Annotated in this window: 23 protein-coding genes; 5 read left to right on the top strand and 18 right to left on the bottom strand. The window is 73.0% G+C overall.

Going from position 1 to position 23,340, the window contains the following annotated elements; all coding sequences use genetic code 11:
• Positions 1 to 8 precede the first annotated feature (8 nt).
• The gene (locus IE98_RS0119665; RefSeq protein ID WP_030270627.1) at positions 9 to 1,040 is read left to right on the top strand and encodes a M4 family metallopeptidase; all 1,032 of its coding nucleotides are present in this window, start codon (positions 9 to 11) and stop codon (positions 1,038 to 1,040) included.
• Positions 1,041 to 1,103: 63 nt separating this feature from the next.
• Positions 1,104 to 1,370 (top strand): protealysin inhibitor emfourin, encoded by a 267-nt coding sequence (locus IE98_RS0119660; protein WP_030270625.1) that lies wholly within the window; start codon positions 1,104 to 1,106, stop codon positions 1,368 to 1,370.
• Positions 1,371 to 1,485: 115 nt separating this feature from the next.
• Here IE98_RS0119660 and era read toward each other — a convergent pair whose 3' ends face one another.
• The 15 genes from era to hrcA form a co-directional block, all read right to left on the bottom strand.
• Positions 1,486 to 2,415: a GTPase Era gene (era, locus tag IE98_RS0119655; protein ID WP_030270623.1), complete on the bottom strand. Its 930-nt coding sequence runs from the start codon at positions 2,413 to 2,415 to the stop codon at positions 1,486 to 1,488.
• Positions 2,416 to 2,519: 104 nt separating this feature from the next.
• A complete protein-coding gene (locus IE98_RS49245; RefSeq protein ID WP_159400980.1) occupies positions 2,520 to 2,675 on the bottom strand; it encodes a hypothetical protein in 156 nt (51 codons plus the stop codon).
• 135 nt (positions 2,676 to 2,810) lie between these two features.
• Positions 2,811 to 3,164 carry a hypothetical protein gene (locus IE98_RS0119645; protein WP_030270621.1) on the bottom strand — a complete coding sequence of 118 codons (354 nt, stop codon included), beginning with the start codon at positions 3,162 to 3,164 and terminating at the stop codon, positions 2,811 to 2,813.
• A gap of 83 nt (positions 3,165 to 3,247) precedes the next feature.
• Positions 3,248 to 4,246 (bottom strand): aldo/keto reductase, encoded by a 999-nt coding sequence (locus IE98_RS0119640; RefSeq protein ID WP_030270620.1) that lies wholly within the window; start codon positions 4,244 to 4,246, stop codon positions 3,248 to 3,250.
• A 145-nt stretch (positions 4,247 to 4,391) separates the two neighbouring features.
• Positions 4,392 to 4,904 (bottom strand): DUF4383 domain-containing protein, encoded by a 513-nt coding sequence (locus IE98_RS0119635; RefSeq protein ID WP_420706204.1) that lies wholly within the window; start codon positions 4,902 to 4,904, stop codon positions 4,392 to 4,394.
• Between the two features lie 42 nt (positions 4,905 to 4,946).
• Positions 4,947 to 5,183 carry a hypothetical protein gene (locus IE98_RS0119630; protein WP_030270615.1) on the bottom strand — a complete coding sequence of 79 codons (237 nt, stop codon included), beginning with the start codon at positions 5,181 to 5,183 and terminating at the stop codon, positions 4,947 to 4,949.
• A 113-nt stretch (positions 5,184 to 5,296) separates the two neighbouring features.
• A complete protein-coding gene (locus IE98_RS0119625; RefSeq protein WP_030270613.1) occupies positions 5,297 to 6,631 on the bottom strand; it encodes a hemolysin family protein in 1,335 nt (444 codons plus the stop codon).
• A 13-nt stretch (positions 6,632 to 6,644) separates the two neighbouring features.
• Positions 6,645 to 7,139 (bottom strand): rRNA maturation RNase YbeY, encoded by a 495-nt coding sequence (gene ybeY / locus IE98_RS0119620; protein WP_030270612.1) that lies wholly within the window; start codon positions 7,137 to 7,139, stop codon positions 6,645 to 6,647.
• A 14-nt stretch (positions 7,140 to 7,153) separates the two neighbouring features.
• Complete coding sequence (locus IE98_RS0119615; protein WP_043174586.1) at positions 7,154 to 8,269, bottom strand: PhoH family protein; 1,116 nt, start codon at positions 8,267 to 8,269, stop codon at positions 7,154 to 7,156.
• 274 nt (positions 8,270 to 8,543) lie between these two features.
• Positions 8,544 to 9,464, bottom strand: coding sequence for a ribonuclease Z (locus tag IE98_RS0119610; protein ID WP_030270609.1), 921 nt, complete (start codon positions 9,462 to 9,464; stop codon positions 8,544 to 8,546).
• Position 9,465: 1 nt separating this feature from the next.
• Complete coding sequence (locus IE98_RS0119605) at positions 9,466 to 9,825, bottom strand: histidine triad nucleotide-binding protein (RefSeq protein WP_030270608.1); 360 nt, start codon at positions 9,823 to 9,825, stop codon at positions 9,466 to 9,468.
• Between the two features lie 150 nt (positions 9,826 to 9,975).
• The gene (locus IE98_RS0119600) at positions 9,976 to 13,218 is read right to left on the bottom strand and encodes a S41 family peptidase (RefSeq protein ID WP_030270607.1); all 3,243 of its coding nucleotides are present in this window, start codon (positions 13,216 to 13,218) and stop codon (positions 9,976 to 9,978) included.
• An 89-nt stretch (positions 13,219 to 13,307) separates the two neighbouring features.
• Positions 13,308 to 14,057: a 16S rRNA (uracil(1498)-N(3))-methyltransferase gene (locus tag IE98_RS0119595; RefSeq protein ID WP_030270606.1), complete on the bottom strand. Its 750-nt coding sequence runs from the start codon at positions 14,055 to 14,057 to the stop codon at positions 13,308 to 13,310.
• 196 nt (positions 14,058 to 14,253) lie between these two features.
• Positions 14,254 to 15,393 carry a molecular chaperone DnaJ gene (gene dnaJ, locus IE98_RS0119590; RefSeq protein ID WP_030270604.1) on the bottom strand — a complete coding sequence of 380 codons (1,140 nt, stop codon included), beginning with the start codon at positions 15,391 to 15,393 and terminating at the stop codon, positions 14,254 to 14,256.
• A gap of 72 nt (positions 15,394 to 15,465) precedes the next feature.
• Positions 15,466 to 16,488 carry a heat-inducible transcriptional repressor HrcA gene (gene hrcA / locus IE98_RS0119585; RefSeq protein WP_030270602.1) on the bottom strand — a complete coding sequence of 341 codons (1,023 nt, stop codon included), beginning with the start codon at positions 16,486 to 16,488 and terminating at the stop codon, positions 15,466 to 15,468.
• A 271-nt stretch (positions 16,489 to 16,759) separates the two neighbouring features.
• On the opposite strand from hrcA, the gene htpX reads away from it, so the two are divergent.
• Together htpX and pspAB are read left to right on the top strand one after the other, a co-directional pair.
• Positions 16,760 to 17,680, top strand: a complete 921-nt coding sequence (htpX, locus tag IE98_RS0119580) for a zinc metalloprotease HtpX (protein WP_030270600.1) — start codon at positions 16,760 to 16,762, stop codon at positions 17,678 to 17,680.
• A gap of 20 nt (positions 17,681 to 17,700) precedes the next feature.
• Positions 17,701 to 18,291: a PspA-associated protein PspAB gene (pspAB, locus tag IE98_RS0119575; RefSeq protein WP_030270598.1), complete on the top strand. Its 591-nt coding sequence runs from the start codon at positions 17,701 to 17,703 to the stop codon at positions 18,289 to 18,291.
• 12 nt (positions 18,292 to 18,303) lie between these two features.
• Here pspAB and IE98_RS0119570 read toward each other — a convergent pair whose 3' ends face one another.
• Complete coding sequence (locus IE98_RS0119570) at positions 18,304 to 18,564, bottom strand: hypothetical protein (protein WP_030270595.1); 261 nt, start codon at positions 18,562 to 18,564, stop codon at positions 18,304 to 18,306.
• Between the two features lie 431 nt (positions 18,565 to 18,995).
• On the opposite strand from IE98_RS0119570, the gene IE98_RS0119565 reads away from it, so the two are divergent.
• A complete protein-coding gene (locus tag IE98_RS0119565; protein WP_030270593.1) occupies positions 18,996 to 19,823 on the top strand; it encodes a DUF3097 domain-containing protein in 828 nt (275 codons plus the stop codon).
• A 38-nt stretch (positions 19,824 to 19,861) separates the two neighbouring features.
• On the opposite strand, the gene hemW is transcribed toward IE98_RS0119565, so the two are convergent.
• Both hemW and IE98_RS0119555 read right to left on the bottom strand, forming a co-directional pair.
• Positions 19,862 to 21,091, bottom strand: a complete 1,230-nt coding sequence (gene hemW / locus IE98_RS0119560; protein ID WP_030270591.1) for a radical SAM family heme chaperone HemW — start codon at positions 21,089 to 21,091, stop codon at positions 19,862 to 19,864.
• A gap of 77 nt (positions 21,092 to 21,168) precedes the next feature.
• A complete protein-coding gene (locus IE98_RS0119555; RefSeq protein ID WP_030270589.1) occupies positions 21,169 to 23,067 on the bottom strand; it encodes an AMP-dependent synthetase/ligase in 1,899 nt (632 codons plus the stop codon).
• Between the last annotated feature and the right edge of the window lie 273 nt (positions 23,068 to 23,340).

Genomic DNA, 23,340 nt, shown 5'->3' with positions numbered 1-23,340 from the left:
TGGGCGACATGGCTGCGACCCCCGCGTACCCGTGCTGCGCCATCGTCCCGCCCCACGTCCTCGACCGACTGGCCGCACTCGGCCACGCCCCGGCCCGGCGCTCGGTGGCCATCAACACCGCACTGCGCGAACAGCGGCTGCTCGCCGCCCCCACCCCCGGGGCCGCGCCCGAGCGGCTGACCCGCACCGTCGCCGACGCGGCCCACTCCGAGACGCTGCCCGGGACCACCGTCCGCACCGAGGGCGCCGGGCCGGTCGCCGACGACTCCGCCAACCGCGCCTACGATGGCCTCGGCGCCACCTTCGCCCTCTACCGCGAGGTGTACGGGCGGGCCTCGATCGACGACGCCTGGCTGCCGCTGGACGCGACCGTCCACTACGGCGACCGCTACGACAACGCGTTCTGGAACGGCAGCCGAATGGTCTTCGGCGACGGGGACGGCGAGATCTTCGTCGACTTCACCGTCTGCCTGGACGTCATAGGTCACGAACTCACCCACGGCGTCACGCAGTTCACCGCCGACCTGGAGTACCGGGACCAGTCGGGCGCGCTCAACGAGTCGCTCTCCGACGTCTTCGGGTCACTGGTCAAGCAGTACGCGCTCGGCCAGCGGGCCGAGGAGGCGGACTGGCTGATAGGCGCCGGCCTGCTCGCCCCCGGGGTCCGCGGGGTCGCCCTGCGCTCGATGAAGGCGCCCGGCACCGCCTACGACGACGAGCGGCTCGGCAAGGACCCGCAGCCCGGGCACATGGACGGCTACGTCCGTACCCGCCGCGACTCCGGCGGAGTGCACATCAACTCCGGCATCCCCAACCGCGCCTTCCACCTCGCCGCGGTCGCGATCGGCGGCCACGCCTGGGAGGGCGCCGGGCGGATCTGGTACGACACCCTCACCAGCGGCAGGCTCTCCCCCACCACCGGATTCGCCGCCTTCGCCCGGGCCACCGTCGCCACCGCGAGCTCGCACCACCCCCGGGTGAGCGGTGTCGCGGACGCGGTGGCCGACGCATGGTCACAGGTGGGAATCAGCACAACCTGAGGTACGGGTGGACTCTGTGAAAGACCTCGGCAAAGCCCATCCCTGCGTAGCACACTGACAACCATGCGTATCCAGGTCACCAGGACCGGCGGCTTCGCCGGCCACGCCAAGCACGCCGAGCTGGACACCGCCGCGCGTCCCGACGCACCGCACGTGCACGCACTGGCCCGCGAGGCGATGGCCGGCGGGCTGCGCGCGCCGTCCTACGGCGTGCCGGACGGCTTCCACTACGAGATCACGGTGGACGGCCGGACGGTGTACTGCGCGGACCCCAAGCTCACCGACTCCCAGCGCGAACTGGTCGGCCTGGTCCTCCGCGAGGGTGCCTGACCGCGCCGCGCCGCACCGGACCGGACGGCACCGCGCCGCACCGGAACAGGGCCCGGAACGGCGACGGCCCGCCGGCGGGGTGCCGGCGGGCCGTACGGGGCTTGCGGGGGACGACTCAGAAGCCCAGCTTGCGCAGCTGCTTCGGGTCGCGCTGCCAGTCCTTGGCGACCTTCACGTGCAGGTCGAGGTAGACGGGCGTGCCGAGCAGCGCCTCGATGTGCTTGCGGGCGGTGGTGCCGACGTGCTTGAGCCGGGAGCCCTTGGCCCCGATGACGATCGCCTTCTGGCTCTGCCGCTCGATGTACACGTTGGCGTGGATGTCGAGCAGCGGGCGGTCGGCCGGCCGGCCCTCGCGCGGGAGCATCTCCTCGACGACCACGGCGAGCGAGTGCGGCAGCTCGTCGCGGACGCCCTCCAGCGCGGCCTCGCGGATCAGCTCGGCGACCATGATCTGCTCGGGCTCGTCGGTCAGGTCGCCGTCCGGGTAGAGCGGCTGGCCCTCCGGGAGCAGCTTGGTGATCAGGTCCCCCACCAGCGAGACCTGCTTGTCGCCGACGGCGGAGACCGGGATGATCTCGGCCCACTCGATGCCGAGCTCGGCGCCGAGCTGGTGGATGGCGATCAGCTGCTCGGCGAGCCGCTTGGAGTCGACCAGGTCGGTCTTGGTGACGATCGCGACCTTGGGGGTCTTGCGGACCTCGGCGAGCTCCTTGGCGATGAACCGGTCGCCGGGGCCGAGCTTCTGGTCGGCGGGCAGGCAGAAGCCGATGACGTCGACCTCCGCCCAGGTGGAGCGGACGAGGTCGTTGAGCCGCTCCCCGAGCAGGGTGCGCGGCTTGTGCAGGCCCGGGGTGTCGACCAGGACGAGCTGGGCGTCCGGGCGGTGCACGATGCCGCGCACGGTGTGCCGGGTGGTCTGCGGTCGGTCGGAGGTGATCGCGACCTTCGTCCCGACCAGGGCGTTGGTCAGGGTCGACTTGCCCGCGTTGGGACGGCCGACGAAGCACGCGAACCCGGAGCGGTACGGGGAGGAAGGGGCATTCATGGGCACCATTCTCCCTGATCACCGGCGGCCGGACGGACGCTGTGCCGAGGTGGTCGCCTCGGCCCGTCTTCTGCCCTCCGGTCAGCCCGTCCTCCTGCCTCCGGTCAGCCCGTCTTCTTGCCTCCGGTCAGGGCGCCGACCAGGACGAGGACCAGTAGCACCAGTGAGCCGATCAGCCAGTACGGCGAGCCCGTCTCCCGCCAGCGACCGAAGCCCATGACGGTCAGCAGCAGCCCCGCGAAGAACGCCAGTACGCCCATGTCCCCTCCCCTGCCCCGGTCCAGCCCCCTGCGGGGGGCCGTCCCCGAGGCCCCGCGCCCCGCCGGGCCGGTCATCAGACTATCGGCCGCGAGCGGCCCGGCGGAGTGCGTCGCGGCGGGGTCCGTGCCGGTGCCTCAGCGGGCCTCGACGCGGACGCGCAGTGCGCCGTCGGGGCCGGCCAGCAGCAGCGGGGTGCCGGCGCCGCCCAGGTCGCGCACGGCGGCGAGGTCGGCCTCGGCCGGGGTGTCGGCCTCGGTGACCACGGCGGCGGCCTCCAGCCCCTTGGCCCCGCTGGCGACGGCCATGGCCACCGCGGTCTGCAGTGCGCTGAGGCGCAGCGATTCCAGGGCGACGCTGCCGGCCGTGTAGGTGCGGCCGGTCTCGTCGCGCACCGCGGCCCCCTCCGCCACGCCGTTGCGGGCGCGGACGGAGCGGGCCAGGGTGATGATCTTCTTGTCCTCGGGGTCCAGTTCGATGATCTCGCTCATGAGCCCTGAGCATAGGCGGGCGCCGGCGCGCCGTCCGCGCCGGACTGCGGGCCGGACACCCGTCCGGACACCCGCCCGTCCGGTCAGTCGTCGGCCGCCCCCAGCAGGGCGCCCCGGCCGGCCGGGGCGAACAGGGCGAGGGCCTCGTCGATGCGGCGCAGCACGGCGGCGTCCAGGGTCACCCCGGCCGCCGCGGTGTTCTCGGCGATGTGGGCGGGGGTCCGGCTGCCGGGGATCGGCACCACGTGGTCGTCCTGGTGCAGCAGCCAGGCGAGCGCCAGTTGTCCGGGGGTCAGGCCGAGGTCGGCGGCGATGCCGCGCAGCGGGGCGTAGCGGTCGTTGTTGGCCCGTAGGTTGGCCTCGTCGAAGCGGGGGATGTGCCGGCGGAAGTCGTCCTCGCCGAGCTGCTGGACGGTGCCGGTGAGGAAGCCGCCGCCGAGCGGGCTCCAGGCGACCAGGCCGACGCCGAGTTCGCGGGCGGCGGCGAGCAGGTCGGGGTCGACCGGCTGCCACATCGACCACTGGGTCTGCACGGCGGCGACCGGGTGGACGGCGTGCGCGGCGCGCAGTTGCTCCGCGGTCACGTTGGACAGGCCGAGGTGGCGGACGAGTCCGGCGGTCACGAGGTCGGCGACGGCGCCGACGGTGTCCTCGAAGGGCACCTGCGGGTCGGGGAAGTGCGGGTAGTACAGGTCGATGACGTGGGTGCCGAGGTTGCGCAGCGACTGCTCGGCGTAGCCGCGCACGTACTTGGGATCGGCGTTGACGGCCAGTTCGCCGAAGGAGTAGCCGACCGGGAAGGCGTGCGGTTCGGCGCCCTCCGGGATGCGGAAGCCGAACTTGGTGGCGATGACGACCTCGTCGCGTCGGCCGGCGACGGCGCGGCCGACGAGGGCCTCGTTGTGGCCGTCGGCGCCGTAGCCGTCGGCGGTGTCGATCATCGTGGCGCCGGCGTCCAGTGCGGCGTGCAGGGCGGCCAGGCCCCGGTCGTCGTCGGTCCGCCCGTACATGCCGGGCGAGAGCACCATGGCTCCGAAGCCGACGGGTGCGGTGCCGAGTCCTCCGAGCGAGCGCTCGCTCATCCGTCCCCCTCCGTGGTGGTGTGCGGTCGGCGCCCACCCTCCCCCGGAATCCGACGGTCCGTCAAAGTCTTTGCCCGGTCGCACCGGAGGCCGGGACGGCGGGCGTCCCGGCCTCCGGGTGCGGCTCGGGGTCGACGGGTGCGGCTCAGTGGCCGATCGGGTTGGGCGGTCCGGGCCTGAGCACCTTGACGAGGGTCTGCGGGCCGTTGGGCACGGTCTCCGGGCCGCTGTGGCGCTGGCGCCAGTACGGGTTGTCATGCGGCAGGTGGCTGCTCACTCTGCCGTACATGCCGAAGGTCACCACCGCGAAGCCGAAGGCGAAGCTGAAGACCACGTTGGGGATCTGGAAGGCCAGCCGGTTGGCGCTGCTGTCGAGCACCATGAGGCCGACGAAGCCGGCGAGGATGAACAGCACGCCGACGACCATGTTGAGGGTGGACGCGAAGTTCCCGCCGATCACCGCGCCGATCATGAGGATCGCGCCGACCACGATGGACAGCACGCTGAGGGCGCCGTTGCTGGACAGGCCGAGGGTCTCCTTGCCGTCGGTGTCGAAGAAGCCCACCTGGTCGACGAGCCCGAGGATGCCGAAGACCACGAGGAACACTCCGCCCAGGCCCGCCGTCCAGCGGTAGATCCGGGCGAGCCTGTGGTCCACGGGAAGTTCGTCTTGCAGTTTCATCGCTGCCTCCGCCGTACGTCAGCCGTGGCCGTGGTAGTCGCGGTGGTAGGGGATCTCGTGGAGGTACAGCGAACCGCACTGCTGGCAGGTCCGCAGCCCCGTCCCCCAGTCCGTCTCCGGCCTGGTCTCGGCATCGGGTTCGATCGTGGCGCCGCACATGCCCTCGGCGGGCTTGGCGGTCCGGACGATGTGCCACCTGCTCACCTCGCCGGACCGGCCCGCCGGGCCGTACTCCGCGCGCAGTTGGTGCGTCATACCCTCCATGGTGCAAACGCCCGGGCCCTGGCGGCAAACGCGGCGGGGTCCGTGGTCACACGAACGGCCGGGTCCCCGGTGCGGGGGCCCGGCCGTCTGCGCGGTCGGCGGGGTCAGCTCTGCTGGTCGGCGAGCTCGTCCTCCGGGTCCTCGACGGCCCGGACGGGCGCGGCGACGACGGTGTCGATGCGGTTGCGGCGGCCGGCCGAGCTCTCGGCGCTCAGCCGGATCGCCACCAGGTCGGTGGCCGTCTCGTCCGGGACGGGGATGTCGCAGGAGGAGCCGGGGATCGGCACCCGGCCGAGGTGCTTGGCGAGCAGGCCGCCGACGGTCTCGACGTCCTCGTCCTCCAGCTCCAGGCCGAACAGCTCGCCGAGGTCCTCCACCAGCAGCCGGGCGGTGATCCGGTACGAGCCGTCGCCGAGGTCCTCGACCGGGGCGATCTCCCGGTCGTACTCGTCGGTGATCTCGCCGACGATCTCCTCCAGGATGTCCTCGATGGTGACCAGGCCGGCCGTGCCGCCGTACTCGTCGATCACGATCGCCACGTGCGAGCGCATCTGCTGCATCTCGCGCAGCAGGTCGGCGGCCGGCTTGGAGTCCGGGACGAAGACGGCCGGCCGCATGACCGTGCCGACCTGCTCGGACTCGGCGTCCCGGTTGACGTGGGTGCGCCGGATCAGGTCCTTGAGGTAGACGATGCCGACCACGTCGTCCTCGTTGTCGCCGACCACCGGGATCCGGGAGAAGCCGGAGCGCAGCGCCAGGGTGAGCGCCTGCCGGATGCTCTTGTGGCGCTCGATCATCACCAGGTCGGTGCGCGGCACCATCACCTCGCGGACGATGGTGTCGCCGAGCTCGAAGACGGAGTGCACCATGCGGCGCTCCTCGTCCTCGATCAGGTCGTCCTTCTCGGCGAGGTCGACCAGCGCACGCAGTTCGGCCTCGGAGGCGAACGGACCCTCCTTGTAGCCCTTGCCCGGGGTCAGCGCGTTGCCGACCAGGATCAGCAGCCGCGGGATCGGACCGAGGATCCGGGCCAGCGGCAGCAGCACGAAGGAGGCGGCGGTCGACGTGGTCAGCGGGTGCTGGCGGCCGATGGTGCGCGGCGAGACGCCCACCGCGACGAACGAGACCAGCACCATCACGCCGATCGCGGAGAGCACCGCCTGCCAGGTCTTGTCGACGTTCCGGACGAAGACCACGGTGACCAGGACGGCCGCCGCCATCTCGCAGGCCACCCGGATCAGGGTGGCCAGGTTGAGGTAGCGGATCGGGTCGGTGGCCACCGTCAGCAGCCGGGCCGAGCCCTTGCGGCCGGCCCGGACGGCCTCCTCGGCACGGAACCGGGAGACCCGGGAGATGCCGGCCTCGGCGCACGCGGCGAGCCAGCCGACCACGACCAGCAGCAGAGCCCCGACGAGGAAGCTCGTACTATCACCACTCACAAGCGGCCGGCCCTCAGTGGACGGTGGGCGCCGGGGAGATCCCGGACAGCCCGCGGCCGGAGCGCCAGTCGTCCAGGATGCGCTTCTGCAGCCCGAACATCTCCTTCTCCTCGTCCGGCTCCTCGTGGTCGTAGCCGAGCACGTGGAGCACCCCGTGGACGGTGAGCAGCTGCAGCTCCTCGTCCATCGAGTGCTGCGAGGGGGCGGCCTCGCCCTGCTGCTGGGCGACCTCGGGGCAGAGCACGATGTCGCCGAGCAGGCCCTGCGGCAGCTCCTGGCCCTCCTTGCCGGGACGCAGCTCGTCCATCGGGAAGGACATCACGTCGGTGGGACCGGGCAGGTCCATCCACTGGACGTGCAGCTCCGCCATCGCGTCGCTGTCGACGAGGATCACGGACAGCTCGGACTGCGGGTGGATCCGCATCTTGTCGAGGGCGTAGCGGGCGACGTCGAGGATGGCTTCCTCGTCGACGTCCCACCCGGACTCGTTGGCGATGTCGATCGACATGGAGGGCTTGTGACTCAGCTTTCGGTGCGGTGGGACTGGCGTTGGGACTGACGCGGGGCGCGGGCGCCCCGGCGCTGGACGGGCTTGCGGTCGGTGCCGGCCTGGTCGGCCTCCTGCTGGGCGTCCCAGCGCTCGTAGGCGTCGACGATCCGGCCGACCAGCTTGTGCCGGACGACGTCGGTGCTGGTCAGCACCGAGAAGTGGATGTCCGGCACGTCGGCGAGGATCTCCTGGACGACCTTGAGGCCGCTGCGGGTGCCGCCCGGCAGGTCGATCTGGCTGGTGTCACCGGTGACGACGACCCGCGAGTTGAAGCCGAGCCGGGTCAGGAACATCTTCATCTGCTCGGGCGAGGTGTTCTGGGCCTCGTCGAGGATGATGAAGGCGTCGTTGAGGGTCCGGCCGCGCATGTAGGCGAGCGGGGCGACCTCGATGGTGCCCGCGGCCATCAGCCTCGGGATCGAGTCCGGGTCCATCATGTCGTGCAGCGCGTCGTAGAGCGGGCGCAGGTACGGGTCGATCTTCTCGTAGAGGGTGCCGGGCAGGAAGCCCAGCCGCTCCCCCGCCTCGACGGCGGGCCGGGTCAGGATGATCCGGTTGACCTCCTTGGCCTGCAGGGCCTGCACGGCCTTGGCCATCGCCAGGTAGGTCTTGCCGGTGCCGGCCGGGCCGAGGCCGAAGACGATCGTGTGCTTGTCGATCGCGTCGACGTAGCGCTGCTGGTTGAGCGTCTTGGGGCGGATCGTGCGACCCCGGTTCGACAGGATGTTCGCCGTGAACACCTCGGAGGGCGCCGGGTGGTCCGGGTCCTCGGCGGCGCTCCTGAGCATGGCGATGGAGCGCTCCACGGCGTCCTCCGTCAGGGGTTGGCCGGTGCGCAGCACCAGCATCATCTCGTTGAAGAGCTGCTCGACCAACCTGATCTCGGAGCGGTCGCCGGTGGCTGTCACCTCGTTGCCGCGCACGTGGATGTCGGTCTGCGGGAACCCCTGCTCGATCACTCGCAGGAGCGAGTCCGCCGCACCCAGCAGCGTCACCATCGGGTGCTTCTCGGGGATCACGATCCGGGTGCTGGCCGGGGCCTCACGGTGCGGCCGGCCGTTGGTACGGGTCTGCGGTGTGTCACTCATGGGTCGGCGCTGCGGCCTGCCTCATCCCAATCCGTCGTCTCGGGGTGCAGCTCGGGGTGTCCGAGGTCACCAGGGTACGCCGCACGGGCCCTCTCCCGGAGGGCAGGGGCGGCACGGCACCGCCCGCGGCGGCCGGATTCGATGGTGGGCCACCCGTCCGGACCGCGCGAGTGGTTTTCCGCCCCTGCCGCACCGACAGCCGGCCCCGGAGGCACTCGGATGCACACCCCGGGGCGCGTGGAGACGTCCGTACGCCCTGTGGTGCGCGCACGTCCTAGGACCGGCGCCGGGGCACCGGGACGCGGGCGAGGTCCTCGGCGATCACGATCTCGCCGTCGAAGTGCTTGCGGGCCTCGGCGAGGTGCTGGTCGAGGACGGGGTAGCGCTGCGAGAAGTGCGTGAGGACGAGGGTGCGGACGCCGGCCTCGGCCGCGACCCGGGCGGCCTGCGCCGCGGTGAGGTGGCCGTGCTCGGTCGCGAGGTGCTCGTCGGAGTCGACGAAGGTCGCCTCGATGACCAGCATGTCGGCGCCCTCGGCGAGCTCGCCGACGCCGTCGCACAGCCGGGTGTCCATCACGAAGGCGAAGCGTTGGCCGGGCCGCACCTCGCTGACCTCGTCGAGGGTGACGGTGCGGCCGTCCAGCTCGACCCGGCCGTGCTGCTGGAGGGCGCCGACCGCGGGCCCGCGCAGGCCGAGGGCGGCGAGCCGTTCGGGCAGCATCCGGCGGCTGTCCGGTTCGGTGAGCCGGTAGCCGAAGGACTCCACCGGGTGCGAAAGCCGGGCCGCGGTCAGCCGGAACGGCGCACCGGGGGCCTCCAGCGGGCCGGGGGCGAGGATCGGCCGCTGCCGCAGCTCGGCGGTCTCGTGGAAGGCCGAGGCGTAGCGCAGCCGGTCGAAGAAGACCTGGCCGGACGCCGGGTAGTAGGCGTCCACCGGGTGCGGCACCCGGTCCAGGTTGATCCGCTGGACGACGCCGGCCAGGCCCAGGCAGTGGTCGCCGTGGAAGTGCGTGACGGCGATCCGGGTGATCTGGGTGGCGGAGACGCCGGCGTGCAGCATCTGCCGCTGGGTGCCCTCGCCGGGGTCGAAGAGCAGGCCCTCGCCGTCCCAGCGCAGCAGGTAGCCGTTGTGGTTGCGGTGCCGGGTCGGGACCTGGCTGGCGGTGCCGAGGACGACGAGTTCGCGCTGGGACACCTCAGACCAGGCCCTCGCGCAGCTGCACCCCGCCGAGCACGTGGAGGTGCGCGTGGAAGACGGTCTGGCCGGCGCCGGCGCCGGTGTTGAAGATCATCCGGTAGCCGTGGCCGTCGATCTCCTCGTCCTCGGCGACCCGGGCCGCCTCGGTGAGCAGCTGGGCGGTGATCTCCGGTTCGGCGGCGGCGAGCGCGGCCGCGTTCGGGTAGTGCACCTTGGGGATCACCAGGACGTGCGTCGGCGCCTGCGGGTTGATGTCCCGGAAGGCGACAGTGCGCTCGGTCTCCCGGACGACGGTCGCCGGGATCTCCCCCGCCACGATCTTGCAGAACAGGCAGTCGGGCTGGGCCTCGCCGGCCATGGCGGTCTCCTTGCGGGTGCACGTTCCTGACGGTCCGCAGCCTAGCCGAGCTGCGCACTCCCCCGCGGCGGCCACGGGACCGGCGCGGGGGGACCGACGCGGGGGCGGGCGGTGCCGTCCGCCCCCGCGTCCGTTCGCTCCCGGACGGGCCTACAGCTCGGGCAGCGGCGGCGGGGTCTTCGCCGGCCGCTCGGCGAGCGCCTCCAGCGCGAGGCGGACGCCCTCGGCGAGCTGGGGGTCGCGGCCGGCCGCCCAGTCCTGGGGCGCGCAGTCGACGACCACGTCCGGGTCGACGCCGTGGTTCTCCACGCCCCAGCCGTAGCCCTCCAGCCAGAAGGCGTACTTGGGCTGGGTGATCGAGGTGCCGTCGACCAGGGCGTACTTGCTGTCGATGCCGATCACGCCGCCCCAGGTGCGGGTGCCGACCACCGGGCCGATGCCGAGCGCCTGGATCGCGGCGTTGACGATGTCGCCGTCGGAGCCGGAGAACTCGTTGGCGAGCGCCACCACCGGGCCGCGCGGGGCGTCCCCCGGGTACGGCTCCGGGTTGGCCAGGTCGCGGCCGCGGTCCCAGCCGACGATCCGCCGGTTCAGCTTCTCCACGATCAGCTGGGAGGTGTGGCCGCCGCGGTTCTCCCGCAGGTCGACGACGACGCCCTCGCGGGCGAGCTCGACCCGCAGGTCGCGGTGGATCTGCGCCCAGCCGGAGCTGACCATGTCGGGCACGTGCAGGTAGCCGAGCCGGCCGCCGGACCGCTCGCGGACCTCGGCACGGCGGCCGGCCACCCAGTCGTGGTAGCGCAGCGCCTCCTCGTCGGCGAGCGGCACGACCACCGGGTGCCGCGGGACGCCGTCCTTGCCGGCCACGGTCAGTTCGACCGGCTGGCCGGCGGTGCCCGCCAGCAGCGGGGACGGTCCGGCGACCGGGTCGACCGGGCGGCCGTCGACGGCGAGCACGGCGTCTCCGGGCCGCACGGCGGCACCGGGGGCGGCGAGCGGCGAACGGGCCCGCGGGTCGGAGGACTCGCCGGGCAGGATCCGCTCGACCCGCCAGACGTCGCCGTCGCGGACGAGGTCGGCGCCGAGCAGACCCTGCCGGCGGGCGGCCTCGGTACCCCGGCCGGGCGGGGTGACGTAGGCGTGCGAGGTGCCGAGCTCGCCGACCGTCTCCCACAGCAGGTCGACCAGGTCGTCGTGGCTGCCGAGACGGTCCACCAGCGGGCGGTAGCGGTCGAGGACGCCCGCCCAGTCGACGCCGTTCATGTCCGCGCGCCAGAAGTTGTCGCGCATGATGCGGCCGTTCTCGTCGAACATCTGCCGCCACTCGGCGGCCGGTTCGACGGTGACCCGCAGCCGGGCGAGGTCGACGTCCACCTCGTCGTCCTCGCCGGCCTTCTGGTCGGCGGGGACGATCCGCAGCCGGGCGTCGTCGAGCACGGCGATCCGGCTGCCGTCGCCGCTGACCGCGAACGCGTCCAGGGCGTGCACGAGCTCCTCGGCGCGGCGCCGCTTGAAGTCGAACCGCTCCAGCACGGGCCGCGGGTGGTCGTCCTCCAGCGAGGCCGCGGTGTCGCCGAGCTCGCCGAGCAGCGGCGTCCGCGTCCAGACCACGCCCTCCTTGGTGGCCCGCAGGCTGCCGAACGAGCCGCCCTCCACCGGGAAGGCGAGGATCCGGTCGGCGATGCCCTCCAGGTCGACCCGGGTCTGCGCGGCCGCCTCCTCGACCTCGGCGGAGTCCTTCGCGTCCTTCGCGGCCTTGCCCGCCCCGCTGTCGTCGTCCTCGGCGCCGACCGGGCGGCCGGCCCGCTGCGGGCCGAACGGCGACGGGGTGTCGGCGGCCAGCGTGATCAGGTACGGGCGGCAGCCGGTCGGGAAGGACAGGTCGAAGGAGTGCGAGTCGTACACCGGGTCGAAGTTGCGCACCGACAGGAAGGCCAGGTGCTTGCCGTCCGCGGTGAACGCCGGCGCGTAGTCGACGAAGCGCTGCGGGGTGGCCTCGCTGACGGTGCGGCTGGTCAGGTCGGCCAGCATGATCTGGCGCAGCGACCAGGCGCCGAGCGCCGGGCTCGACCAGGCCAGCCAGCTGGAGTCCGGGCTGAACGCCAGACCGGTGACCTCGCCGTTCTCGCTGCGGGCGAGCTCGTGCACGGTGCCGTCGGAGAGCGCCACGAGCAGCACCCGGCCGTCGTGCGAGGCGACCGCGAGCTGCTTGCCGTCGGGCGACACGGCGAGGTCGAGGACGCGGCCGAGCCGGCCGGCGGCCAGGCGGCGGCGCTCGGCGCCGAGCACGACGGGCGCGAAGTCGAGCGCGTCGTCGCCCTCGGCGTCGGTGACCCAGACGACGCCCTGGCCGCCGTCGGCGCCGGGCACCACCCGGGCCAGCCGGGCGCGCACCCCGGGGGTGGCGTCCAGCACCCGGGCCGGGCCCTCACGGTGCGTCAGCCAGTGCACGGTGCCGCGGACGACGACCGCGCCGGCCCGGCCGGTGCGGTCCGGGGCGACCGACTCCAGCCGGCCGGCGGCGGAGACCGGGTGCGGCTGGCGGCGGGTGCGCGGGCCGGCCGGACGGACGTCCAGCCGGCGGGGCCCGGCGCCGTCCAGGTCGTCGAGCAGCCACAGGTCGCCGCCGCTGTGCCAGACCACCCGGGTGCCGTCGGTGGTGGCGTTGCGGGCGTAGAACCCGCCGTCGGTGTGCCGTCGCAGGTCGGAGCCGTCGGGGAGGCTGGAGTACAGCTGCCCGGTGCCCTCGTGGTCCGAGAGGAAGGCGATCCTGGAGCCCCGCGGCCCGCCGACCCAGAGCGGCGACTCGATGTTGCCGTCGAGACCGGTGTGCAGCCGTTCGAACTCCCGCTCGCCGATCCACAGCTTGCCCGCGGTGCCGCCGCGGTAGCGCTTCCAGTGCGCGGGCTCCCGGCTGAACGCCGACAGCAGCAGGACGCGCTCACCGCCCGGCTCGAACGCGAGCCCGCCGACCGGCCCGTACGGCAGCCTGGCCGGCTCGCCGCCCTCCAGCGGCAGTGCGAAGGCCCAGGTGCGGCGCAGGGTGGCCTGGCCGGCGGTGGTCACGGCGACCGGCCGGCCGTCGGGCGTCCAGCCGCGCAGCGCGGTGCGGGCGCTGCCCCAGTGGGTGAGGCGCCGGGACGGGCCGCCGTCGGTGGGGGCGACGTGGACCTCGGGCGCGCCGTCCCGGGTGGAGGTCCAGGCGACGTGCCGGCCGTCCGGCGAGAAGCGCGGGTGGCTGACCGGGGTCTGGTCCGCCGTCAGCCGCCAGGCCCGGCCGCCGTCCAGCGGGGCGAGCCAGACGTCGTCCTCGGCGACGAAGGCGACGAGGTCGCCGTGCAGGTGGGGGTGGCGCAGGTAGGCGCCCTCGGAGGTGCTCTGCGGTTCGGTCACACCAGCACCCTAGGCACCGCCCGCCCGCGGTGCAGGAGGTTTCTTCTTGAGCGTACGGACCGGCCCGGTCCGCGTCCGGGACCGGCGCGTCAGGACCAGCGGCCGGTGCGGCCGAGCAGCAGGGCGCCGGCCGCGACCCCGGCCGTGGAGGTGCGCAGCACCGACGGGCCGAGCCGGTACGGCGCGGCGCCGGCCTCGGCGAAGGCCGCGAGTTCGTCCGGCGAGACGCCGCCCTCCGGACCGACCACCAGCACGATGTCGCCCGCCGCCGGCAGTGCCGCGGCGGCCAGCGGCTCGGCGCCGTCCTCGTGCAGCACCGCGGCGAAGGCCGCGGCGGCCAGCACCGGGGCGAGCTGGCGGGTGGTCACGAGGTCCCGCACCTCGGGGAAGCGGAGCCGGCGGGACTGCTTGCCGGCCTCCCGGGCGGTGGCCCGCCACTTGGCGAGCGCCTTGGCCCCCCGGTCGCCCTTCCACTGCGTGATGCAGCGGGACGCCGCCCACGGGATCACCGCGTCGACGCCGACCTCGGTCATCGTCTCGACGGCGAGCTCCCCGCGGTCGCCCTTGGGCAGGGCCTGGACGACGACGATCCGCGGGCCGGGCTCGGGCTCCGTGCGGACGGCGTCGACGGTGACGTCCAGTGCGTCCTTGCCGTGCACGGCGGTCACCGTGCCGTCGACGCCGAGACCGCACCCGTCGGCCAGGGTGATCGCCTCACCGGCCTCCAGCCGCTTCACCGCCGCCGCGTGCCGCCCCTCCGGCCCGTCCAGCCGCACCACCGCACCCGGCACCACCCCGGCCAGCACCGCACCCTCGACGACGAACACCGGTGCGGTCATGAAGGGTCTTCCTTACGGGAGTGAGTACCGAGGGGCGTGTGGGGAACCTCCCGGCCGAAGGCCGGGGGAGAACCGCGCAATTCGGATGCGGGCCACCGTACGGACCAGGGGTGGGCCCTGATCGTTCGGCGACCCGGCCCCGGACTGCGCAGTTCCCCGCGCCCGCGATGGTTGTCCGTCGCCCCCGGCGGCCGGCCTAGCGGCCGTTGAAGGCGTCCTTGAGGCGGGAGAAGAGGCCCTGCTGGCCCGGTGCGAACTGGCCGGACGGGCGCTCCTCGCCGCGCAGCATGGAGAGCCGCCGCAGCAGCTCCTCCTGCTCCGGGTCGAGCTTGGTCGGCGTCTGCACCTCGACGTGCACTATCAGGTCGCCCCGGCCGCCGCCGCGCAGGTGCGTGATGCCGCGGCCGTGCAGCGGGATCGACTGTCCGGACTGGGTGCCGGGCCGGATGTCGACCTCCTCCAGCCCGTCCAGGGTCTGCAGCGGCACCTGGGTGCCGAGCGCGGCGGCCGTCATCGGGATGGTGACGGTGCAGTGCAGGTCGTCGCCGCGGCGCTGGAACACCGCGTGGCTGGTCTCGGCGATCTCGACGTACAGGTCGCCGGCCGGGCCGCCGCCGGGGCCGACCTCGCCCTCGCCGGCCAGCTGGATCCGGGTGCCGTTGTCGACACCGGCGGGGATCTTGACGGTGAGGTTGCGGCGGGCGCGGACGCGGCCGTCGCCTGCGCACTCCGGGCACGGGGTCGGCACGACGGTGCCGAAGCCCTGGCACTGCGGGCAGGGGCGGGAGGTCATGACCTGGCCGAGGAAGGACCGGGTGACCTGGGAGACCTCGCCCTTGCCGCGGCACATGTCGCAGGTCTGCGCGGAGGTGCCCGGTGCGGCGCCCTCGCCGGAGCAGGTGGTGCAGGTGACGGCGGTGTCGACCTGGAGTTCCTTGGTGGTGCCGAAGGCGGCCTCCTCCAGGGTGATCTCCAGGCGGATCATGGCGTCCTGGCCGCGGCGGGTCCGCGAACGGGGGCCGCGCTGGCCGCCGGCGGCGCCGAAGAAGGCGTCCATGATGTCGGAGAAGCCGAAGCCGGCGGCACCGAAGCCGCCCGCGCCGCCACCGCCGCCGTTGGGCGACAGCGGGTCGCCGCCGAGGTCGTAGACCTGCCGCTTCGCGGGGTCGGAGAGGACCTCGTACGCGGCGTTGATCTCCTTGAACCGCTCCTGGGTCTTCGGGTCCGGGTTGACGTCCGGGTGCAGTTCGCGTGCCAGGCGCCGGAACGCCTTCTTGATCTCGTCCTGCCCCGCATCCCGTCGGACGCCGAGTACCGCGTAGTAGTCCGTGGCCACCAAATGCTCCGCTTGTTCCGCTTCTGGAAGTGCTTGCGTCCGACCGGCTGCGCCACCCGGCGCAGCACGCTGTTACGACTCGGCCAGGATCTGACCCACGTACCGTGCCACCGCTCGCACCGCCCCCATTGTGCCCGGGTAATCCATCCGGGTCGGACCGATCACTCCCAGCTTTGCCACGCTCTGGTCGCCCGAACCGTAACCGACGGAGACCACGGACGTGGAATTGAGCCCCTCGTAGTCGATCTCGCGGCCGATCCGGACGGTCATCCCGGACTCCGCGGTCTCACCCAGCAGGCGCAGCAGCACCACCTGCTCCTCCAGCGCCTCCAGCACCGGCTGGATGGTCAGCGGGAAGTCGTGCCCGAAGCGGGTCAGGTTGGCCGTGCCGGCCAGCATGATGCGTTCCTCGTTCTGCTCGGCGAGGGTCTCGAAGAGCGTGGCGAGGACGGTGGAGACGACGGGCCGGTCGTCCTGCTCGAAGGCGTTCGGCAGGTCCTCCAGCGCCGCGGGGACGTCCGGCAGCCGGCGGCCGGACGCGTTGGCGTTGAGCTTGGCCCGCAGGTCGGCGAGGACGGTCTCGCCGACCGCGCCGGGGCAGTCGACGATCCGCTGCTCCACCCGACCGGTGTTGGTGATCAGGACGAGCATCACCTTCGCGGGTGCCAGCGCGACCAGTTCGATGTGTCGCACGGTGGAGCGGGTCAGGGACGGGTACTGCACCACGGCGACCTGCCGGGTGAGCTGGGCGAGCAGCCGGACGGTGCGGGCCACGACGTCGTCGAGGTCGACGGCGCCCTCCAGGAAGTGCCGGATCGCGCGCCGCTCGGGCGCGGTCATCGGCTTCACCTCGGCCAGCCGGTCGACGAACAGGCGGTAGCCCTTGTCGGTGGGGATGCGGCCGGCGCTGGTGTGCGGCTGGTGGATGAAGCCGTCCTCCTCCAGCGCGGCCATGTCGTTGCGGACCGTCGCCGGGGAGACGCCGAGGTTGTGCCGCTCGACGAGTGCCTTGGACCCGACCGGCTCCTCGGTGCCCACGTAGTCCTGGACGATCGCCCGGAGCACGGCGAGCCTGCGCTCGTCGAGCGGGCGCACGCCAGCACGCGTGTCGATGAGACGCTCGTCCCTGCGCTCGTTGGCCACGGGGCACGCACCTCCGTCTTCGCCCGTTGGACCTGGTGACCGATCCGTTCCTTGGCACTCCGGAAGGCAGAGTGCCAGATTCGTACCTGCCAGTGTAAGGCCCACCCCCGACGGCAGGAACGGGCCTCCCGCGTGATCCTCGACCGATCTCGGAGCGGCGGGCAGTGCCCGGGGCGCCGGCGAGTGGCAGCATCGAAGGCAGCGAGCTACCGAAGGAGCAGCGATGTCGTCGACACGGCAGCACTCCCGCTTCGCGCCGGACCGCGGCCTGACCCGCCGCATGGTCACGACGATGTTCCTGATCGGCCTGGTCTACGTGGGGTTCACCGGGCTGCTGATCGTCCTGCTGCGCGGCGCCTGGCCGCTGATCCTGCTGCTGTCGGGCGGGCTGTTCGTCGTGCAATTCTGGTTCAGCGACAAGATCACCGAGAAGGCGATGGGCGCCCACGAGGCGTCCCCCGAGGAGTTCCCCCAGCTGCACGGCACGATCGACCGGCTGTGCGCGCTGGCCGACATGCCGAAGCCGCGGGTGGCGGTCGCCCGCAACGACATGCCGAACGCCTTCGCCACCGGCCGCAACCCGGAGAAGGCGGTGGTCTGCGTGACCACCGGGCTGCTGCGCCGGCTGGAGCCGGAGGAGCTGGAGGGCGTCCTCGCGCACGAGCTGTCGCACGTGGCGCACCGGGACGTCGCGGTGATGACCGTGGCCGGCTTCCTCGGCGTGCTGGCCGGCGTGATGACCCGGATGGCCCTGTACGGCGGATTCCTGGGCAACAACCGCAACAGCAACGACCCCAACACGGCGATCGCACTGATCCTCGTCCCGCTGGTGAGCATGGTGGTGTACGCCCTGAGCTTCCTGCTGACCCGGATGCTGTCGCGCTACCGGGAGCTGGCGGCGGACCGCTCGGCGGCCCAGCTGACCGGCCGGCCGAGCGCGCTGGCCTCGGCGCTGACGAAGGTGACCGGGCAGATCGCGGCTATCCCGACCGAGGACCTGCGCAGGGCGCAGCCGTACAACGCCTTCTACTTCGCGCCGGCGCTGAGCGCGCGGGACGCGGCGACCCAGCTCTTCTCCACCCACCCGTCGCTGGAGAAGCGGCTGGAGCAGCTGGCCCGGATCTCCGCCGAGCTCGGCCGCTGACGGGCCGGAGAGGACCGCTCATGGGATTCCTGGACGCGCTGCTGGGCCGGAGCAAGCCGGTGAGGCCGGACCTGGACCAGCTGTTCGGTGTTCCGTCGGCCGCGCTGACGCTTGAGGCGGCGGCCGGGTTCCGGCCGACCGGGCTGGGCTCGGTCTGCTTCGCGGCGGTCGAGGGCGGCGCCTTCGAGGAGGTGAAGGAGCAGGTCCGGGCACTGCTGGACGCGGACACCGGCCGCGGCGGCGTCCCGGTGGAGGCGTCCCGGGACGACTACGGGTACTCCTGGCTGCTCGCCCGGCACACCCCCGAGGAGCTGCCGGACCTGGTGAACGACCTGCACGCGGTCAACAGCGAGCTGGAGGCGCACGGCTTCGGCCCGCAGCTGCTCTGCTCCCTGGTGGGCTTCCGGGATGCGGAGGGCCGTTCGCTGGCACTGGTCTACCTGTACAAGCGGGGCACGTTCTACCCGTTCGCGCCGATGCCGGGCGGTGGCGAGAAGCGGAACAGCCCGCTGGAACTGCAGGTCAAGGCGATGCTCGGGAACGACCTGCGGCTGGAGTCCGACCTGTCCCGCTGGTTCCCGGTCTGGGGCGCGCCGGGCCTGGCGGACTGAGGCTTCAGGGCCTCAGACGGTCACCTGGCCCTGATGGGGACAGGGCCCGTCGTCCGGGGCGAAGGTCGACCGGGCCGGCCACGGCGGGACCCCCTCGGCCGGTCGGCCGGCGGCCAGGGCGTTCCACCGGTCGGCCCAGGGCTGCGCCATCTCCGGGCAGCACCACACCCGGCGCCAGTTCCAGAGCTCGCCCTCCTGCCGGGCCCGCTGCACCGCGGGGCTGTGGACGGCCTTGACCCGGAAGTTCTCCAGGTGTCGCCGGAAGAGGACCATGGACACCTGTCGTCTGCGCCCCCACGGTGGATCCCGATCAGCTGGAGACGGTCGTCCTCGTCCCGGTACCGGGGCGGCAGCACCCAGAGCTTCGCTCCCGGCGAGAAGTGCCGCAGGCCGGACCGCGTCTCCTCGCCGCCTGGTCCGTGGGTGGTCAGGCGGGCCACGTTGGCCACCACGCACCATTCGAGCGGCTGGTCGGTCGTCGCGTCGCGTTCCGTCACGCCGGGCAGTCTGCCCGCGGCCCCGGCCGCGGGCGAACGGTATTCGCGCCCACGGAGCGGTGGAGCAGGGCGAGCGGTGGAGCAGGGCGAGCGGGGCATGCAGGGCGAGCGGGGCGTGCGGGGGCTGTCGGAGGCGCGGGGACGGGCCCGGCGCGCCGTACTCCGGACGGGGGATGACCGGGTGTCAGGGCTCGTAGACTCCCGTCCATGCGCAGCAGGCAGTACGGCCCCGACCTGACCCCGCCGTGGAAGCGGCAGCAGCCTGCCCCGGAGGTGCCCGCCGAACGGGACCTGGTGGTGGAGGAGGCGGCGAGCGGCTTCTGCGGGGCGGTGGTGCGCTGCGAGAAGACGGCCGAGGGGCTGACGGTCACCCTGGAGGACCGGTTCGGCAAGCACCGGGTGTTCCCGATGGTGCCGCGCGGCTTCCTGCTGGAGGGACGGACGGTGACCCTGGTGCGGCCCGCTTCGCCGACGGCGGCCGCCGGGCCGCGGCTGACCGCCTCCGGGTCCATCGCCGTGCCGGGGGCCCGCGCCCGGGTCGCCCGGGAGTCGCGGATCTACGTGGAGGGGCGGCACGACGCGGAGCTGGTCGAGCGGGTCTGGGGCGACGACCTGCGGATCGAGGGCGTCGTCGTGGAGTACCTGGAGGGCGTGGACGACCTGCCGGCGATCGCGGCGGAGTTCGCCCCGGGCCCGGGGCGAAGGCTCGGCGTGCTGGTCGACCACCTGCTGCCGGGCACCAAGGAGCACCGGATCGCCGAACGGGTCTCCGGCGACTCGGTGCTGGTGGTGGGCCACCCGTACGTCGACGTCTGGCAGGCGGTGAAGCCGTCCGCGGTGGGCATCGAGGCGTGGCCGCAGGTGCCGCGCGGCGAGGTGTGGAAGGAGGGCGTCTGCCGCCGGCTGGGCTGGCCGGTGGACCCGCCGGCGGCCTGGCGCCGCATCCTCGCCTCGGTCGACTCCTACCGCGACCTCGACCCCGCCCTGCTCGGCCGCGTCGAAGAACTGATCGACTTCGTGACGGCGACGGGCTGAGGCCGTCCCTCCCGGGCGCCCCTGAGTGGTCAGCCCTTCTAGTCGACGAGGTCGCGGACGACGGCGTCGGCCAGGAGGCGTCCGCGCAGGGTGAGGGCGGCCCGGCCGTCGGTGTGGGCGGCGGGGTCGAGCAGGCCCTCCTCCACGGCGCGCAGGGCGGCCTTGCGGCCGTCCTCGGTGAGCAGGTCGAGCGGGCAGCCGTCGACCAGTCGCAGTTCGAGCAGGATGCGCTCGACCCGGCGGTCCTCCTCGCCGAGCACCTCCCGGCCGAGGGCGGGGGTGCGGCCCTCGGCGAGCGCCTGCGCGTAGGCCGCGGGGTGCTTGGCGTTCCACCAGCGGACGCCGCCGACGTGGCTGTGCGCGCCCGGTCCGGCGCCCCACCAGTCGGCGCCCGTCCAGTAGAGCTCGTTGTGCCGGCAGCGGCCCTCGGGGGTGGTCGCCCAGTTGGAGACCTCGTACCAGGAGTAGCCGGCCCGGCTCAGGGCGTCCTCGGCGATGAGGTAGCGGTCGGCGTGCACGTCGTCGTCGATCATCGGGAGTTCGCCGCGGCGGACGCGGGCGGCGAGCCGGGTGCCCTCCTCGACGATGAGGGAGTAGGCGGAGACGTGGTCGGGGCCGGCGCCGATCGCGGCGTCGAGCGAGGCCCGCCAGTCGTCGTCGGTCTCGCCGGGGGTGCCGTAGATGAGGTCGAGGTTGACGTGCTCGAAGCCGGCCTCGCGGGCCTCGGCGACGCAGGCCTCGGGGCGGCCCGGGGTGTGGTGGCGGTCGAGCACCTGCAGCACGTGCTTGCGGGCGCTCTGCATGCCGAAGGAGATCCGGTTGTAGCCGCCCTCGCGGAGCTCGGCCAGGTACGCGGGGCCGACGGACTCCGGGTTGGCCTCGGTGGTGACCTCGGCGTCCGGGGCGAGCCCGAACTCCTCGCGGAGCGCGGCGAGCATCCGCACCAGGTCGCGGGCGGGCAGCAGGGTGGGGGTGCCGCCGCCGAGGAAGACCGTCCGCACCGGCAGCTCGGCGTCGCCGAGCAGCCTCCGGGCGAGCCGGATCTCGGCGATCACGTTGTCGGCGTACGTGTCCTGCGAGGCGACCGCGCCGGAGGAGCGCAGCTCGGTGGCGGTGTAGGTGTTGAAGTCGCAGTAGCCGCAGCGGCTGGCGCAGTACGGCACGTGCAGGTAGAAGCCGAACGGCCGGGTGCCGAGCCCGGTGAGGGCGTGGGCGGGCAGCGAGCCGTCGGACGGCACCGGTTCGCCGTCGGGGAGTGCGGAGGGCATGACCCCATTGTCCCGTACGGCTCGGGTTGCCCCGGAGCCGTACGGGACGGCGGACGTCACACCTGGTGCGGGCCCGGTCAGGCCTCGTTGGATCCGGCGTACATGTCGGTGATGGCGTCGGCGTACTCGCGCTCGACCACCGGCCGCTTGATCTTGAGGCTGGGGGTCAGCTCGCCGTGCTCGATGTCGAGGTCGCGCGGCAGCAGGGTGAACTTCTTGATCGTCTGCCAGCGCTGCAGCTCGCCGTTGAGGCGGGTCACGAAGCCCTCGATGAGCTTGTTGGTCTCCGGTGCGGCGACCACCTCGGCGTAGCTCTTGCCGGCCAGGCCGTGGTCGGCGGCCCACGACATGAGGACGGTCTCGTCCAGGCCGATCAGGGCGGTGCAGAAGTTCCGCTGGTTGCCGATGACCAGGATGTTGCTGACGAACGGGCAGATGGCCTTGAACTTGCCCTCGACCTCGCTGGGGGCGACGTACTTGCCGCCGGAGGTCTTGAACATGTCCTTCTTGCGGTCGGTGATCCGCAGGTAGCCGTCCTTGTCGAGCTCGCCGATGTCGCCGGTGTGGAACCAGCCGTCCGGCTCCAGCACCTCGGCGGTCTGCTCGGGCAGCTGGTGGTAGCCGCGCATGACGCCGGGGCCGCGGAGCAGGATCTCGCCGTCCTCGGCGATCCGGACCTCGGTGCCGGGCAGCGGCAGGCCGACCGAGCCGACGCGCGTCGCGCCGTCGCGGTTGACGGTGGAGCCGGCCGAGGTCTCCGTCAGGCCGTAGCCCTCCAGGATCGGCACGCCGGCGCCCATGAAGAAGAAGCCGATCTCGGGGGCGAGCGCGGCGCTGCCGGAGACCGAGCCGCGCATCCGGCCGCCGAACGCGGCGCGGATCTTGGCGTAGACCAGCTTGTCGGCGATCTTGTGCTGGAGGTCCAGCGCGAACGGTGCGGTGGCCCGGCCGGTGGCGATCTGGTTGGCCTGGGTGGTGCGGGCGTGGTCGCGGGCGACCTTGGCGGCCCACTGGAAGATCTTGTACTTGGCGCCGCCCTCGGCCCGGGCCTTGCCGGCGATGCCGTTGTAGACCTTCTCGAAGATGCGCGGGGCGGAGGCCATCAGGGTCGGGCGGATCACCGGCAGGTTGTGGATGATCCGGTCCACCCGGCCGTCCACGGCCATCACGTGGCCGGTGGCGATCTGGCCGGAGATCAGCGTCTTGCCGAAGACGTGGGACAGCGGCAGCCACATGAACTGCACGTCGTCGGCGCGCAGCAGCCCGCTCTCCTCCTGGGCCAGTCCCTCGTAGGACCAGCAGTCGTGCACCAGGCGCACACCCTTGGGGCGGCCGGTGGTGCCGGAGGTGTAGATGAGGGTGGCGAGCTGCTCGGGCTCCAGCGCGTCGACGGCCTTGTCGACCGCGTCAGGGTGGTCGACGAGGTACGCGGCGCCGCGCTCCTCCAGCTCCGCCAGGGTGATCACGGTCAGGCCGGCGGTCTCCGGCTCACCGGCGGCGGCGTCGAAGAGGATCACCGTTTCGAGGGCCGGCAGCTCGGCCTTCCGCTCGACCGCCTTGGCCAGCTGCTTCTCGTTCTCGGCGAACATCGCCCGGCTGGCCGAGTTGGCGAGGATGAACGCCGTTTCGTCCGCATTGGTGCTGGGGTACACGGTGGTGGTGGCAGCACCGGCGCACATGTTCCCCAGGTCCGCGATGATCCACTCGACCCGGGTGGTCGAGGACACCGCCACGCGGTCCTCGGCCTCGATACCGAGCGACATCAGGCCGGCGGCGACCGCTCTGACCCGCTCCGCGGTCTGTGCCCAGGTCAGCGAGCGCCACTGCTCGGCACCGGGCGCACCGTCCGCGGCGTGCTCGTCGACCGGCACGGGGTACCGGTAGGCCTCACCGTCGGGCGTGGCCTTTACCCTGCTGAGGAAGAGATGGGCCACGGAGGGCGGACGCCGCTCGATCATGGACTGCACGGAACTCAACGAGGACCTCCGGGGGGCGGGTGGCCGAGGGTGAGGGACGGGCGGCCGTGGGGGCAGCCGGACCCGGCTCGCCTTGTTAACCAGCAAGTAACAAGAACCAGGCAGCAGCCTAGGGCGTGATCGGCGGTTCCGTAAGGGGGTCCGGACAGCTGGCACACCGTCGGAGCTGCAGTGCAGGGTGGGACCACCCCGGCGACTGGGGCGGTCCTAGCACGAAATACCCAGTCGCGAGTAGACCTAAATGAGGATGCGCGCATCCGCGTCGAGGACGAG

Origin of the sequence: Streptomyces sp. NRRL B-24484 (assembly GCF_000717715.1) — a bacterium.
In the GTDB taxonomy this organism is placed as follows: Bacteria; Actinomycetota; Actinomycetes; order Streptomycetales; family Streptomycetaceae; genus Kitasatospora.
The sequence above is the reverse complement of the archived record's forward strand: the minus strand, read 5'-3'. Positions and strand labels throughout refer to the sequence as shown.

Coding starts and splice junctions, on each gene's coding strand:
- IE98_RS0119665 (WP_030270627.1), top strand. CDS start 9: ATGGCTGCGACCCCCGCGTACCCGTGCTGCGCCATCGTCCCGCCCCAC.
- IE98_RS0119660 (WP_030270625.1), top strand. CDS start 1,104: ATGCGTATCCAGGTCACCAGGACCGGCGGCTTCGCCGGCCACGCCAAG.
- era (WP_030270623.1), bottom strand. CDS start 2,415: ATGAATGCCCCTTCCTCCCCGTACCGCTCCGGGTTCGCGTGCTTCGTC.
- IE98_RS49245 (WP_159400980.1), bottom strand. CDS start 2,675: ATGGGCGTACTGGCGTTCTTCGCGGGGCTGCTGCTGACCGTCATGGGC.
- IE98_RS0119645 (WP_030270621.1), bottom strand. CDS start 3,164: ATGAGCGAGATCATCGAACTGGACCCCGAGGACAAGAAGATCATCACC.
- IE98_RS0119640 (WP_030270620.1), bottom strand. CDS start 4,246: ATGAGCGAGCGCTCGCTCGGAGGACTCGGCACCGCACCCGTCGGCTTC.
- IE98_RS0119630 (WP_030270615.1), bottom strand. CDS start 5,183: ATGACGCACCAACTGCGCGCGGAGTACGGCCCGGCGGGCCGGTCCGGC.
- ybeY (WP_030270612.1), bottom strand. CDS start 7,139: ATGTCGATCGACATCGCCAACGAGTCCGGGTGGGACGTCGACGAGGAA.
- IE98_RS0119615 (WP_043174586.1), bottom strand. CDS start 8,269: ATGAGTGACACACCGCAGACCCGTACCAACGGCCGGCCGCACCGTGAG.
- IE98_RS0119605 (WP_030270608.1), bottom strand. CDS start 9,825: ATGGCCGGCGAGGCCCAGCCCGACTGCCTGTTCTGCAAGATCGTGGCG.
- IE98_RS0119595 (WP_030270606.1), bottom strand. CDS start 14,057: ATGACCGCACCGGTGTTCGTCGTCGAGGGTGCGGTGCTGGCCGGGGTG.
- htpX (WP_030270600.1), top strand. CDS start 16,760: ATGTCGTCGACACGGCAGCACTCCCGCTTCGCGCCGGACCGCGGCCTG.
- pspAB (WP_030270598.1), top strand. CDS start 17,701: ATGGGATTCCTGGACGCGCTGCTGGGCCGGAGCAAGCCGGTGAGGCCG.
- IE98_RS0119570 (WP_030270595.1), bottom strand. CDS start 18,564: ATGGTCCTCTTCCGGCGACACCTGGAGAACTTCCGGGTCAAGGCCGTC.
- IE98_RS0119565 (WP_030270593.1), top strand. CDS start 18,996: ATGCGCAGCAGGCAGTACGGCCCCGACCTGACCCCGCCGTGGAAGCGG.
- hemW (WP_030270591.1), bottom strand. CDS start 21,091: ATGCCCTCCGCACTCCCCGACGGCGAACCGGTGCCGTCCGACGGCTCG.